Origin of the sequence: Herbidospora cretacea, assembly GCF_001570605.1 — a bacterium.
Lineage (GTDB): Bacteria > Actinomycetota > Actinomycetes > Streptosporangiales > Streptosporangiaceae > Herbidospora > Herbidospora cretacea.
The window spans coordinates 509,266-522,115 of record NZ_BBXG01000004.1 but is presented as its reverse complement, the minus strand read 5'-3'; the positions used below and the strand labels follow the sequence as shown (position 1 = coordinate 522,115).

Genomic DNA, 12,850 nt, shown 5'->3' with positions numbered 1-12,850 from the left:
GGGCCCTGGCCCGGGGAGACACCCGGGCCAGGGGACTTAGAGGGTCCTACCGCCGGGTCAGGTGCGGGTCCAGCGCTGGTTGGAGCCGCCGGAGCAGCTCCAGATCTGGAGCTTGGCGCCGTTGGCCGTGGACTGGTTGGGCACGTCCAGGCACTTGTTCGCGCCGAGGGCGGTCAGGCTGCCGTCGGAGTTGAAGCGCCACTTCTGGTTGTTCTGGCCGTTGCAGTCCCAGATGATGACGATCGAGCCGTCGGCGGTGCCGCCGCCGCTGACGTCGAGGCACTTGCCGCCGTAGACCCGCAGTTCACCGGCCGCGGTGGCGGTCCACTGCTGGTTGCTCTGGCCGTTGCAGTCCCAGATCTGCGCCTGCGCGCCGTTGGCCTGGGAGACGCCGGTCACGTCCACGCAGCGACCCGAGCCGACGCCGCGGATGGGGCCGGTCGTGCCGGGGTTGGCGGAGGGAGAGGGCGTGGGCGAAGGCGAGGGCTCGGGGCCGCTGGCGAACTGGGAGAAGAACCGCCACACCTCGCCCTTGGTCCAGGTCGTGATGCCGCTCTCGCCGGTGGACCCGTCGATGGGGCCGGGCATGTGCCCGTTGTCGAAGGCGGCCCACACGACCGGGTAGCCGGACCGGCAGCCGGAGTAGGTGGTGGTGATGTGGGTCCGGCTGCCCTGGGCGGGCTCCGGCGGGTTCTGCGCGGTGCAGCCGTTGTTGCGGACGAACCGGTCGCGCAGCGCCCGTCCCTGCGAGATGCCCAGGACGTTGTCGGTGATGCCGTGCAGGCCCATGTAGGCGATCGGCTGGGTGCCGCCGTCACACCCGCTGAGCTGGGCGCCGGAGAAGACCGCGACGGCGCGGAAGACGTTGGCGCGGCTGCACGCGAGGGAGAAGCTCATCCCGCCGCCGTAGCTGAAGCCGGTGGCGAAGCGCTGGGTGGTGTCGACGCACAGGTCGCTCTCGATCCGCGCGATCATGTCGTCGACGAACCGGACGTCCTCGCCGCCGGAGTTCGCCCAGCCGTTGCCGATCCCCTGGGGGGAGACCAGGATGGCGCTGTTGTTCGACAGCTGCTGGAGGCCGTAGTAGGACCAAGGCGTCCCGCTCGTGCCGCCGGAGGCGACGTCGTTCATGGTGCCGCCGCGCCAGTGGAAGGCGAAGATCAGCCGGTACTGCCGGTTGGCGTCGTAGCCGTCCGGGACCCTCAGGATGAACGACCTGCTCTTGCCTCCGCTCTGGATGGTGTACGTGCCGTTGCGGAGCGTCGGGGTCTTGCCGCATCCGGCGGTCGCGGCGGCCACGGCCGCGCTCGGCGCCGCCGTGCCGCTGGTGGCGGTTGTGCCGAGCGCGGCGTGGCTGGTGGCCACGACCAGCCCGGCCGCGGCCAGCACCGCCCCGACGATCGATCTGTACCTTGACATCGCGTCCTCTGTTTCTTGTTCGGACCTCACGAGATCGCTGACGCCTTTCAGGGCGGACGATCCGCGGAGCCCGGGACGCGGCAGCGCAGCCCATGACCGGAGTGGCACCGCCGGACATCGGCTGGGCTGCGTATTTCAGTCTGATCACGCGCCGGGGAGAACGAAAAGCCTGCTCAACCGCAGGCCTTCGCGACGTTCGATCTGCCCTGATAGGTGTCGTGTAGCAAACACCGGGGACAGGGATGCCGTCAAGAGTATGAAATATCCGCCGCAGGGGCCGGCGATCGTTCCAAGGCCCTCCTTGCTGGGCGTTCACCGTTCGCCACACCGTCCGCTCGGGCGCGGGGTGATGAAATCTTCACGCCCGCCCCGCCCGGCCCCGGGACCCTCGGCCGTTCTCCGGGCACCATTCAGATAACCCGGAAACCTTGCCGGAGAAAACGAATGACGCGCTCGCGCAATTCACGGCGGAAAAAGCGGAGCCCTTCTGCGGTCGAAGGGCTCCGCGTTCTCAGATAAACGTCAGCCGGGCGGGAAGGCGCCGTTCTTGGCGACCGGCAGGGCGAGCTGGCTCGCACCGGACAGAACGGCCTGCTCCTGCGGGAGACCGGCGAGGACGGGGTTGATGTGCCGCAGCGTCAGGCCGACCTGGGGCAGGGCGGCGACGCTGAGGTCGAACTTCTCCAGGTCGATCCAGCGGACGATGTTCAGGATCTCGGACGGGATGTTGTCGCCGGCCTTCTGCACGGGCACGCACAGCTGGCGGGCGTAGAGGACCTGGGCCGCGTGGGTCGGGATGACCGGGGTCAGGACCGGGTTGAGCTGGCGCAGGGAGAGCTGCGCGCCCAGCGCGTTGTTGGGCTGGATGCCGTAGCACTTCAGGTCGATGTGCCGGATCAGCGCCAGCACATCGGCCGGCGGCACCACGTTGTTCTTGATCACCGGCACGCACAGCTGCTGCGGAGAGTTCATGGTGACCTGGGTGCGCGGGAGGCCCTGGAACAGCGGGTTGAGGTGGCTGAGCACCAGGCCGGTGTTCACCGTCGCGCCGCCGATCCGGTAGCAGGCCAGGTCGATGAACCGGATGAAGTCGAGCGCGGGCGACGGCGGCTGCTGGTTGTTCTTGGCGACCGGGACGCACAGCTGCTCGCGCGGGCCGAGCGTGACGGTCTCGACCGGCAGGTTGGCCAGCACCGGGTTGAGGTGCCGCAGCGTGAGCGTGGTGGGCGGCGGCTGGTAGTAGCTGGTCTTGAAGCACTCCAGGTCGAGGTACGCGGTCAGTTGCTTGGGGGTGGGCAGCGTGGCGGCGCTCGCGGGCGGCACACAGAGGAATGCCACGGAGAGCAGGGCGACGGCGGCGGACGCGATGCGGCGGAGCATCGGTTTGCGGCGCCCGTGGATTCCGATGACGGCTCGATCCATTGCGGCTCCAAAATTGAGGGGTCAGGCCTCTTCGACCCTGAGTGTGGGCCTTTGTGGACGCCTTTTCAATTTGCCGCCGCCAGGTTTTTCCACGACCGAATTCCGGCCCGCCCGGGAGGCGGTTTAACTTCATGCGGAAAGCGGTTGTTAGGCCTGTCGCGTGACGTTCCCGGGAATACCGCCAACGCTATGAATTCATTTCGCCCCGTATCTATCCGACGATTTCGGCAGTACGCTGATCAGTTCGTACAGGGCGTGCGCGGCGGCGATGCCGGTGAGCTCGGCGTGGTCGTAGGCGGGGCTGACCTCGACCAGGTCGGCGCCCACCACGTTCAGGCCGTCGAGCCCGCGCAGGACCTCCAGCAGTTCGCGGCTGCTCATGCCGCCGGCCTCGGGCGTGCCGGTGCCCGGCGCGAACGCGGGGTCCAGCACGTCGATGTCGAGCGAGACGTAGACCGGCCGGTCGCGCAGCCGGTCACGGACCCGCTCGATGATCTCGTCGAGCGAGCGGCGGGCGAAGTCGCGGGCGTGCACGGCGGCGAAGCCGAGCCGCCTGCTCTCGTCGAGGTCCAGGCGGGAGTAGAGCGGGCCGCGCAGGCCGACGTGCATCGAGTGGGCGTGGTCGATCAGCCCCTCCTCGGCGGCCCGCCGGAACGGGGTGCCGTGGGTGTACGGCGAGCCGAAGTAGGTGTCCCAGGTGTCGAGGTGGGCGTCGAAGTGCAGCACGGCGACCGGGCCGTAGCGGGCGTGGTGGACGCGGAGCAGCGGCAGCGCGATCGTGTGGTCGCCGCCGAGCGTGATCAGCTTGCGGCTGGTCCCGGCGAGTTCGGCGGCGGCCCGCTGGACCGTCTCCAGCGCGCTGCCGATGTCGAACGGGTTGACCCCGACGTCCCCGGCGTCGGCGACGAGCCGGGTGGCGAACGGCGCGGTGTCCAGCGCCGGGTTGTACGGGCGCAGCAACCGCGACGACTGCCTGATGTGCCCCGGGCCGAACCGCGCCCCCGGCCGGTAGCTGACCCCGGTGTCGAAGGGGACGCCCCAGATCACGGTGTCGGCCTCGGGCTGGTCCTGCAGCCGGGGCAGCCGGGCGAAGGTGTTCTCCCCCGCGTAGCGCGGCACGACCGTCGCGTCGACCGGGCCTCCCGGCGCGGAGCGCGGCTGGGCGAGCGCCGACGTGTCCGCGCTCACGCGCCTCCTCCCAGCCGGTCGAGGACCGTACGGGTGACGTGCTCGACGAACCAGTCGCGGTGGATCAGGCCGGCCACCCACTCGGAGGTGCCGGAGTTGAAGACGGTCCCCTCGCCCCGGGTGAAGGTCGCCATCATGGCCGAGCCGTAGCTGGGCCGGCGGGTGCCGTCGTCCCGCTCGACCCAGTGGGTGTCGCGGTACTCCTCGACCCCCGCCAGGCCGGGGTCGCCGAGCGGCACGGTTCCCCCGAAGTGGTCCTCCTCGTAGCGGACGGCGGGTCCCATCGCGATGATCTCCAGGTTGCCGGGGGCCCCGTCCGCGCCGGTGGCGAAGGGCAGCCCGTTCTCGACGACGTGGGCGCAGCCGTCGACCTCGAAGGTGGCGATCCGGGCGGGGTGCCCGCCGAGGAGGTCGCCGTAGTAGAGGTCGGTGCCGGCCAGCGTCCAGTGCTCGGGCCGGTAGACCTGGAGGCCGCCGTGGCCGCGCGGGGCGGAGGCGCCGTAGCCGGCGTACACCCCGGCGAACCCGGTCAGGCCGAGGGTGGCGGCGGCGGGGCGGCCGATGAGGGGGTGGTCCCAGTTCAGGGTGACCAGGTGCTGGTCGGGGGTGCCGAAGACCGGGTCGTCCTCGGGCACGTACTTGTGGCAGATCTGGGTGGTGCCCTCGATGCGCACCTGCCAGGCGAAGTTGGCGCCGAAGCGGGCGACGTTGCCGCCCCGGTCCACCAGGCCGTCGATCGCGTCGCGCATCTTCCACGACCAGTACTCGTCGTGGCCGACCAGGATGGCGCACTGGTAGCCGTCGAGGGCGGCCGGGTCGCGGTCGAGGTCGTCCTGGGTGAGGTAGTCCAGGACGTAGCCCTGCTGCTCGGCCCAGACGGCGAAGGGGCGTTCGTAGGTGGCCCAGAACGCGTCGGCGTGGTGGCGGCCGTAGTCGCGCAGCCGCGCCCACTCGTACACGGGGTAGCGCGGCTCCCAGAACGGGGGCACGTGCTCCTCGTAGCGGTTGCGCGGGGCCCCCGGCGGTTTGCGCAGGAAGCCGCGTGACAGCGGGCGGAGCTGGGAGAGCCGGGGCGAGGAGACGTCCACGGCCGGGTCGTCGCCGAGACCCCGGTAGGCGTTGGCGCCGCCCCAGTCGTTGTAGGACGTCAGCGTGCTGGTGGTCAGCACGAGCGCGTACGGCGTGCGCCGGCCGGGCTCGGCGGAGCGGACCACGAAGAAGTGCTCGTTCTCCACCACCCGCCCGTCGAGCTCGGCCCGGATGACCAGCAGGTACATGGCCGACGGCCAGTCATCGGGGATGGCGACGCGGGCGGTGACCGGCCAGCCGCAGCCCTCGGCGTAGGCGTCGTCGGGGGTGTCCGGCATGGTGCCGGGCAGGCCGGTCTGCTCGTGCACGACCTGCGGGTGCGCGCCGTCGCGGATGACGGTGAGCGAGTAGCGGGCGGCCGTGGTGTAGGCGGAGACCGCCACGGTCTCGCCGGGGCGGTAGGAGAAGCGGTCGGTGTAGCACCAGGCCTCCAGGCCCTCCCCGGTCGGCCGGGGGGACGGCCAGGCGGGCGGCGACCAGGCGGAGCGCGGGACGGGGTAGCCGCTCATTCGGCACCCGCCGGGATCGCGACGAAGATCTTCTCGGTCGCTTCAAGGGTGTGCCACCAGCCGTCGAAACCGGCCGGGACCAGGAAGGACTCCCCCGCGGCGAACTCGCGGCGGCCGCCCTGGGCGTCCTCGATCGCCACGCGTCCGCGCAGCAGGACGCAGACCTCGTGGTAGGGCCAGCGCGGGATCCGCACCGAGCCGGGGGTGCCCTCCCAGAAGGCGGCCAGCGCGCCGGGGACCTCCAGGCGGGCCCGGTGCTCGACCTCGCGCCAGCCCGGGGAGACCTCGGCGTAGTCGGCCGGGGGCGGGACGACGGTCACGCCGTCCCTCTTGGAGATCGTCTGGACGTCGAGAACTGTCATAGGGGGCGTGCCTCCTCGGCCTCGGACAGTGCCGGGCCGTCCATGCGCGGCGTGGCCGCGACCAGCGATCGGGTGTACTCGTGCCGCGGGTGGCGCAGCACGTCGTCGGGCCGGCCGCGTTCGACGATCCGGCCGCGGTGCATGACCGCGAGCTCGTCGGAGACGTAGCGCGTCACCGCCAGGTCGTGCGAGATGAAGAGCATGGTCAGGTCGAGCCGGGCGCCGAGGTCGCGCAGCGTGTTGAGCACGGCGGCCTGGACGGAGACGTCCAGGGCGGAGACCGCCTCGTCGGCGATGAGCACCTCGGGTTCGACGGCGAGCGCGCGGGCGATGCCCACCCGCTGCCGCTGCCCGCCGGACAGGCCGCGCGGGCGGGCGTCCAGGACGGCCGCGCCCAGGCCGACCAGCTCCAGCAGTTCGACGGCGCGGTCGGTGGCGGCGCGCCGGTCGGGGGCCCGGCGGTGCACCAGCAGCAGCTCGGTCAGGGTCCGCCGGACGGTGTGCATCGGGTTCAGCGCCGAGCTCGGGTCCTGGAAGACCATCTGGATCCGGGTGGCGTCGGCCCGGCCGCGCGGCGTGGGCAGCACCGCGCCGCCGAGCCGGACGGCGCCCGAGGTGGGCGCGGCGAGCCCGGCGACGACCCGGGCCAGGCTGGACTTGCCGCAGCCCGACTGGCCGACCAGGCCGAGGGTGCGGCCGCGCGGGATGTCGAGGCTGACGTGGTCGACGGCCGGTGACCCGCGCCCGTGGGAGTAGTCCACCACGACGTCGTCCACCTGGAGCAGCGGTGCGGCGCTCATGCGATCAGGGCCCTTCTGTCCAGCGGCGGCCCGCCGAGGCCGGCCACCCGCAGGCAGGCGCTCCTCGACGGCGAGCCGGGCACCTCGGCCAGGGTGTGCGCCAGCCGGGCGCAGGCGGGCACGGCGTGCGCGCACCGGGGCGCGAACCGGCAGCCCTCCGGCCGGTCGGCCGCGCCGGGCTGCCCGCCGGGGATGGCAGCCAGCGGGCGGTCCCTGGGGGTGTCCGGCGTCGGCATCGAGCGCAGCAGGCCCGCGCTGTAGGGGTGGGTCGGCCGGGTGAAGACCTCGTCGACGCGGCCGGTCTCGACGACCTGGCCCGCGTACATCACCGCGACGCGGTCGCACAGCCGCCGGACGACGCCCAAATCGTGGGTGACGAACACGATCGACAGCCCGCGCTCGACCCGGATGCGGTGCAGCAAGCGCAGGATCTGGTCCTGGACGGCCACGTCCAGCGCGGTCGTCGGCTCGTCGCACAGCAGCACCGACGGCTCGGTGGCCAGCGCCATCGCGATCATGACGCGCTGGCGGAGCCCGCCGGAGAGCTGGTGCGGCCACATCCGGGCCTGCCCCTCCGGATCGGGCATGCCCACCTCGGCGAGCAGGTCCAGCGCGCGGCTCCTGGCCGTGCGGCGGCTCCAGCCGTGGCGGGCGCGCGGCCCGGCGGTGACCAGGTCGCCGACCCGCATGGTGGGGTTGAGCGCGGTCATCGGCTCCTGGAAGACCATCCCGATCCCCCGGCCGCGCGCCTCGGCGAACCGGTAGGGCCGCAGCGCGCCGTCGCGCTCCAGCTCCAGGGTGCCGCCGGCCTGGCGGACGCCTTCGGGCAGCAGGCCGGTCACCGCGCGCAGGGTCAGGCTCTTGCCCGACCCCGACTCGCCGACCAGGCCGAACGCCTCGCCGGGGGCGACCTCGAAGCCGACGTGGGACACCGGGCGCAGCGGAGCCGAGGCGGGCCCGGTCTCCAGCACGAGGTCGGTGATCCGCAGGACGGGGGTCATCGCTGCAGCCTCCGCTCCAGGCCGCCGGCGATGAGCCGGACGGCGACGCCGACGAGGATGATCGCCAGTCCGGGCATCACCGACACCCACCACTGGTTGCGCAGGAAGGGCTGCCCCTCGGCGATCATCTGCCCCCACTCGATCCCGGGCGCCTGGATGCCGAGCCCGAGGTAGGACAGCGCCGCGAGATAGCTCAGCGCGAGCACGATGTCGGAGGCCGCGTAGACCACGGCCTGCGGCAGGGCGTTGGGCAGGACGTGCCGCAGCAGGACCCGGGTGTGCCCGAGCCCGGCGGCCTGGGCCGCCCGCACGTAGTCGAGCTCCCGCAGCCGCAGCACCACCCCGCGCACCAGCCGGGCGTAGGTCACCCACGCGCCGACGGCGGCCCCGACCAGGAACGATCCGCCGCCCGGCCCGAGCAGGAAGACCAGGACGATCAGCAGGATGTAGGAGGGGAACGCCTGGATCAGGTCGGCCAGCCGCATGACGGCGGTGCCGATCCAGCCCCGGGCGTACCCGGCGAGCGCGCCGAGCACGATCCCGATCACGGCCGGCACGGCCGCGCCCAGCAGCGCCAGCGGCAGGTCGGTCCCGGCCGCGACGAGCACGCGGGTGAGGACGTCGCGGCCGAGCTGGTCGGTGCCGAACCAGTGCTGCGCGGTGGGCGGCCGGAACCGGGCGGTCAGGTCGGTGAGCGCCGGGTCGTGGCCGGTCAGCGTCCCGGCCGCGAAGCTCGCGGCCAGCAGGAGGGCCAGCAGCACCGCCCCGATCACCAGGGCGGGGCCGCCGGAGCCGCGCCGGACCCGGCGGCGGCCGAGGACCTGGACGAGGGCCATCACACCTCCACGCGCGGGTCGAGGAGGGCGACCAGGACGTCGCCGACCAGGTTGACCGCCACGACGGCCAGGGAGAACACCAGGGTCAGGCCCTGGATGACGTTGAAGTCGCGGTTCTGCGCGGCCTGGGTCAGGCTCAGCCCGAGCCCCGGCAGCCCGAAGGTGGACTCCACGACGACGGCCCCCGACAGCAGCAGCGTGGTGAGCGCGGCCAGCAGCGACACCGGCGGCACGGCCGCGTTGCGCAGCACGAACCTGCGGGTCAGCGTCCAGCCCCGCACCCCGGCGGCCTGCGCGGCGGCGTGGTACTCCGAACGCCGCGCCTCCACGATGCCGCTGCGCAGGCTGGCCATCAGGACCGGCGCGACCGAGACGCTGAGGGCCAGGGCCGGCAGCACGGCGGCGCGCAGCACCGTGGCGGGGGTGTCGCCCCAGCCGCCGATCGGGAACGCTCCAGTCGGCAGCGCGACCCCGGCCAGCAGCACGATCCCCAGCCAGAAGGTCGGGACGCCGACGCCGAAGGCGGCCACCACGTTGATCAGCCGGTCGGCCAGGCCGTCGGGCCTGCGGGCGGCGAGCAGGGCCGTCGCGCCGGCGATGACCACGGTGAAGACGGTGCTGACGGCGAGCAGCACCAGCGTCACCGGCGTTCCGGCGGCGATGAGGGTGCTGACCTTCGTCGAGCCCGTCGCGGTGGTGCCGAGGTCGCCGGTCGCGACCCGGCCGAGGTAGTGGACGAACTGGAGCCACACCGGCTGGTCGAGACCCAGGTGGATCCGGATCGCCTCCAGCGTCGCGGCGCTCGCCCGGGGCCCGGCCACCTGGAGAGCGGGGTCGCCGGGGACCACCTTGAGCATGGCGAAGACGAGAAGGAGCAGCACCAGGGTCAGCGGGATCGCCTGCAGCAGCCGCCTGCCGACGAACCGGAACCGTCCGCGCCCGGTCACCGGGTCACGACCCGGTCCGGATCTTGACCGTGGCGGCGTCCCAGGACAGGAACGGCGTGGCGGTGAAGCCCTCGACGTAGCCCGCCACCGCGAAGGCCGTCGACATGTTGACCATGCCGATCACCGTCGACTGCGCCTGGGCGTCGTCCTGGATGGCCCGGACCGCCGCGTCCTTGACGGAGTCGTCGGTGGAGGAGGTGCCGGTGGTGAACTTCTCCTTCAGCAGCGCGCCGTCGGCGCCGGTCCAGGGCGACCAGGCGGCCACGACGAAGCTGATCGGGTCGAACACCGTGGGCGAGATCGCCGACAGGTCGCTGATGAGCATGTCGAAGTCGCCGCTGCTGCCCTGGGAGTAGACCGTGGCGCTGTCGCTGGGCTTGAGCGTCACCTCGACGCCGATCTTGGCGAGCTGGTCGCGGAGCAGCTGGGCCATGGTGGACAGCGTCGAGCTGCTGCCCTCGAAGCCGAGCGTGAGCGTGACCGGCTTCTGGTCGGCGCGCCGCGCCATGAGCGCCTTGGCGGCGGCCAGGTCATAGGTGTACGGCGTGGTGGGCGGCACCGAGTTGGGCACGTTGGTCGGCAGCATGCCGGCGGCCGGGACCACGTAGCCCTGCTGGACGCTGGCCAGCGCCTCGCGGTCGATCGCGGCGGAGATGGCCCTGCGCAGGTTGACGTCGGCCAGCGCCGGCCGCTTGGCGTTCAGCATGAGGTCCCTGGCCTGGCTCGGCTTGGGGATCCGCGCCTGCTCGGGGGCGAGCTGGTTGCCCTCGTCGGCGGTGAGCCCCTCGATCAGGTCGAGCTGACCGCCCTGGAAGGCCAGCATCTGCTGGGCGGCGTCGGCCGAGGTCTTGACCACCACGGTGTCGACGTGGGGCTCGCCCTGGGCGGCGCCGTAGTAGTGGGGGTTCTTCTTCAGGGTGATCGTCTCGGACGGGCCGGGGTTCTGCCAGGACACGAACGCGAACGGGCCCGCGCCGATCGGGTCGGCGAAGAACTTCTCCGGCGACTTCCCGGCGTAGCGGTCGGGGTAGACCGTCGAGGTGCACCAGGTCAGCAGGGCGGGCAGGAAGGTGTCGGGCCGGGTGAGGTGCACGACGACGGTGTGCTCGCCGGTCGCCTCGGCGCTCTTGATCATGTCGTAGTAGGAGCCGCTGGTCTTGCCGTCGCGCCACTGCTCGAAGGAGAAGGCGACGTCGGCGGCGGTGACCGGGGAGCCGTCGCTGAAGCCGGCGTCCGGGCGGAGCTGGAAGGTGTAGGTGCGGGCGGCGGCGTCGTAGTCGTAGGAGGCGGCGAGGCCGGGCTGCACGCCCGAGCCGTCCGGCTTGTTGGTGAGCAGGTTGCCGTAGATCATCGGCATCGTCGAGATGGACCCCGCGCCGTAGCAGGAGTCCCCGGACATGCCGTCCACGGCGACGGTGCGGCCGATGACGAGGTTGTTGTCCGCCTTGACGGCGGCGGGGCCGGAACCGCCGGCGGCGGCGCCGGTTCCCGAGCCGCAGCCGGCGACCAGCGCGACGGCGGCCAGAGCGGCCATGGCGGCGGCCGGCTTGGTCCATGTGTTCATCGAAGCCTCCAAGACATGCGCCGGCCTCGTACGGAGGAGACCCGGGCTGACTTCCGGCGCAAAGCTATCGACCGATAGGCTGAGGACACAAGACTTTGGGTGTTAGCCAAATATTAATTTCGGATGTCCTAAAAACCCTGGTTAAGCTACCTGACGTCACACCCCCCGGAGGACCGCCATGATGCGCACATGACCCGAGGCGGCGGAGCCACCAGAGACCGGATCCTCGTGGAGGCGTCGCGGCTGTTCGCCGAGCGCGGCTACCACGGCACGTCCACGCGCGACATCGCCGACAAGGTCGGGATGCGCCAGCCCTCGATCTACAGTCACTTCGCGACCAAGCACCTCATCCTGGCCGCGCTGCTCGACGCCGACCTGGTCCCCGCGCGGGCGCGCATCCGCGCCGCCCTGGACCTGCCCGGCCCGGTGGCGGTCCGGCTCCACGCCTACCTCCAGGTGGACGTCGCGGCGATCCTGTCGCTGCCCTACGACGTCCGCGGGCTGTACAACGACGACGTGCTCCGCGCCCCCGAGCTGGCCGAGCAGGCCCAGCGGCGGACCGAGATCCACGACCTGACGCGGAACCTCATCGACACGGGCATCGAGGGCGGCGAGCTCGTCCCCTTCGACACCGGCTTCGTCCAGCACGCGATCACCGGGCTGCTGCTGGAGGTGGTGCGCGAGCGCGGCGCGGCCCCCTCGACCGCGCCGGCCGCCCGCGCCCTCGACGTGGCCGACTTCGTCCTGCGCGCCACGCTCCTCGACGCCCGGCCGCTCGACGACGTCCGGGCGCGGGCCGGTGAGCTGGCCCCCCACATCACCGCCCTGGCCACCCTCGCCGTCTGACGCCGGGGTCAGGGGGTGGTCTGCACCCCGCGCACGCACGGCCGGTCGGCGCACTCGGCGACGGGCGAGCCGCCCGCGGTGTGGTCGAAGGCGAGCATGACGGCCAGGACGCCGAGCATGCCCCCCATGACGACCCGCTGCGCCTGCAGCCAGAAGGGCCGGCGGGACAGGAAGCCCGCGACGCCGCCCGCGACCAGGACGATCGCCAGGTTCACCGACGTCGCCACCAAGATCTGAAATGCTCCGAGGATGAAACCCTGAAGGAGTACATTTCCCCTGTCGAGGTCGATGAACTGGGGAATGACGGAAATATAAAGAATGGCGATTTTCGGATTGAGCAGATTGGTCATCAGGCCCATCGCGAAAAGCCGCCGCGGGGTGTCGTCCGGGATCTGCTGCACGGTGAACACCGACACGCCGCCGGGCTTGACCGTCTTCCAGGCCAGCCACAGCAGGTAGGCGGCCCCGACCAGGCGGATCCCGGTGAGGATCCCGGGGAACGTGGCGAAGAGCACGGCCAGGCCCAGGTTGGTGCCGACCAGGTAGACGAGGAAGCCGGTCACGACGCCGCCCAGCGAGATGACGCCGGCCCGGCGCCCCTGGCTGATGCTCCGCGACACCAGGTACATCATGTTCGGGCCGGGTGACAGCACCATGCCGAGGGCGATGGAGACGACGCCCAGCACCGCACTCTGTCCGACCATCGACGCCGCCTTCTGCTCTGAGGAGAACCGCTTTCTCAACATATCGACGGGATCCGTTCGAGTGCAATAATTAATATTGCACTCGGTGCAATGATGTGCTTGTATTTTGTCGCGGCTTTGTTCGTGCCGTGCACGGTCAGCGGGGAGGCCCTGAGAGGAGCAC

The 12,850-nt window shown here is 71.9% G+C and carries 12 protein-coding genes; 1 reads left to right on the top strand and 11 read right to left on the bottom strand.

Annotated features, from left to right (window positions below; all coding sequences use genetic code 11):
- Nucleotides 1-57: 57 nt before the first annotated feature.
- From AW270_RS10455 to AW270_RS10410, 10 genes are all read right to left on the bottom strand, one after another.
- Entirely contained in the window at nucleotides 58-1,419 is a 1,362-nt protein-coding gene (locus AW270_RS10455; RefSeq protein ID WP_061293240.1) for a lectin, read from the bottom strand.
- Between the two features lie 522 nt (nucleotides 1,420-1,941).
- Nucleotides 1,942-2,841: a hypothetical protein gene (locus AW270_RS10450; RefSeq protein ID WP_082801438.1), complete on the bottom strand. Its 900-nt coding sequence runs from the start codon at nucleotides 2,839-2,841 to the stop codon at nucleotides 1,942-1,944.
- 195 nt (nucleotides 2,842-3,036) lie between these two features.
- Complete coding sequence (gene speB / locus AW270_RS10445; protein WP_061293238.1) at nucleotides 3,037-4,029, bottom strand: agmatinase; 993 nt, start codon at nucleotides 4,027-4,029, stop codon at nucleotides 3,037-3,039.
- Nucleotides 4,026-5,627, bottom strand: a complete 1,602-nt coding sequence (locus AW270_RS10440; RefSeq protein ID WP_061293235.1) for a N,N-dimethylformamidase beta subunit family domain-containing protein — start codon at nucleotides 5,625-5,627, stop codon at nucleotides 4,026-4,028. The genes speB and AW270_RS10440 overlap by 4 nt, the downstream gene beginning before the upstream one ends.
- Nucleotides 5,624-5,989, bottom strand: coding sequence for a cupin domain-containing protein (locus tag AW270_RS10435; RefSeq protein ID WP_061293233.1), 366 nt, complete (start codon nucleotides 5,987-5,989; stop codon nucleotides 5,624-5,626). Before AW270_RS10435 ends, AW270_RS10440 begins: the two co-directional genes overlap by 4 nt.
- Complete coding sequence (locus AW270_RS40525; RefSeq protein ID WP_061293231.1) at nucleotides 5,986-6,789, bottom strand: ABC transporter ATP-binding protein; 804 nt, start codon at nucleotides 6,787-6,789, stop codon at nucleotides 5,986-5,988. Before AW270_RS40525 ends, AW270_RS10435 begins: the two co-directional genes overlap by 4 nt.
- Entirely contained in the window at nucleotides 6,786-7,790 is a 1,005-nt protein-coding gene (locus tag AW270_RS40520; RefSeq protein ID WP_061293230.1) for an ABC transporter ATP-binding protein, read from the bottom strand. Before AW270_RS40520 ends, AW270_RS40525 begins: the two co-directional genes overlap by 4 nt.
- Nucleotides 7,787-8,626, bottom strand: a complete 840-nt coding sequence (locus tag AW270_RS10420) for an ABC transporter permease (protein WP_061293227.1) — start codon at nucleotides 8,624-8,626, stop codon at nucleotides 7,787-7,789. The genes AW270_RS40520 and AW270_RS10420 overlap by 4 nt, the downstream gene beginning before the upstream one ends.
- Nucleotides 8,626-9,573, bottom strand: coding sequence for an ABC transporter permease (locus tag AW270_RS10415; RefSeq protein ID WP_061293225.1), 948 nt, complete (start codon nucleotides 9,571-9,573; stop codon nucleotides 8,626-8,628). The genes AW270_RS10420 and AW270_RS10415 overlap by 1 nt, the downstream gene beginning before the upstream one ends.
- Before the next feature lie 4 nt (nucleotides 9,574-9,577).
- The gene (locus AW270_RS10410) at nucleotides 9,578-11,137 is read right to left on the bottom strand and encodes an ABC transporter substrate-binding protein (RefSeq protein ID WP_061293223.1); all 1,560 of its coding nucleotides are present in this window, start codon (nucleotides 11,135-11,137) and stop codon (nucleotides 9,578-9,580) included.
- Between the two features lie 189 nt (nucleotides 11,138-11,326).
- Here AW270_RS10410 and AW270_RS38600 point away from each other — a divergent pair, with 189 nt between their 5' ends.
- The gene (locus tag AW270_RS38600) at nucleotides 11,327-11,983 is read left to right on the top strand and encodes a TetR/AcrR family transcriptional regulator (protein ID WP_061293221.1); all 657 of its coding nucleotides are present in this window, start codon (nucleotides 11,327-11,329) and stop codon (nucleotides 11,981-11,983) included.
- Between the two features lie 8 nt (nucleotides 11,984-11,991).
- Here the strand turns inward: AW270_RS38600 and AW270_RS10400 are convergent, their stop codons facing one another.
- Nucleotides 11,992-12,687, bottom strand: coding sequence for a LysE family translocator (locus AW270_RS10400; protein ID WP_061293218.1), 696 nt, complete (start codon nucleotides 12,685-12,687; stop codon nucleotides 11,992-11,994).
- Between the last annotated feature and the right edge of the window lie 163 nt (nucleotides 12,688-12,850).

What these genes read in the sequence shown, in the direction of transcription:
- AW270_RS10455 (WP_061293240.1), bottom strand. Translation starts at nt 1,419, where the DNA reads ATGTCAAGGTACAGATCGATCGTCGGGGCGGTGCTGGCCGCGGCCGGG.
- AW270_RS10450 (WP_082801438.1), bottom strand. Translation starts at nt 2,841, where the DNA reads ATGGATCGAGCCGTCATCGGAATCCACGGGCGCCGCAAACCGATGCTC.
- AW270_RS10440 (WP_061293235.1), bottom strand. Translation starts at nt 5,627, where the DNA reads ATGAGCGGCTACCCCGTCCCGCGCTCCGCCTGGTCGCCGCCCGCCTGG.
- AW270_RS10435 (WP_061293233.1), bottom strand. Translation starts at nt 5,989, where the DNA reads ATGACAGTTCTCGACGTCCAGACGATCTCCAAGAGGGACGGCGTGACC.
- AW270_RS40525 (WP_061293231.1), bottom strand. Translation starts at nt 6,789, where the DNA reads ATGAGCGCCGCACCGCTGCTCCAGGTGGACGACGTCGTGGTGGACTAC.
- AW270_RS40520 (WP_061293230.1), bottom strand. Translation starts at nt 7,790, where the DNA reads ATGACCCCCGTCCTGCGGATCACCGACCTCGTGCTGGAGACCGGGCCC.
- AW270_RS10420 (WP_061293227.1), bottom strand. Translation starts at nt 8,626, where the DNA reads ATGGCCCTCGTCCAGGTCCTCGGCCGCCGCCGGGTCCGGCGCGGCTCC.
- AW270_RS10410 (WP_061293223.1), bottom strand. Translation starts at nt 11,137, where the DNA reads ATGAACACATGGACCAAGCCGGCCGCCGCCATGGCCGCTCTGGCCGCC.
- AW270_RS38600 (WP_061293221.1), top strand. Translation starts at nt 11,327, where the DNA reads ATGACCCGAGGCGGCGGAGCCACCAGAGACCGGATCCTCGTGGAGGCG.
- AW270_RS10400 (WP_061293218.1), bottom strand. Translation starts at nt 12,687, where the DNA reads ATGGTCGGACAGAGTGCGGTGCTGGGCGTCGTCTCCATCGCCCTCGGC.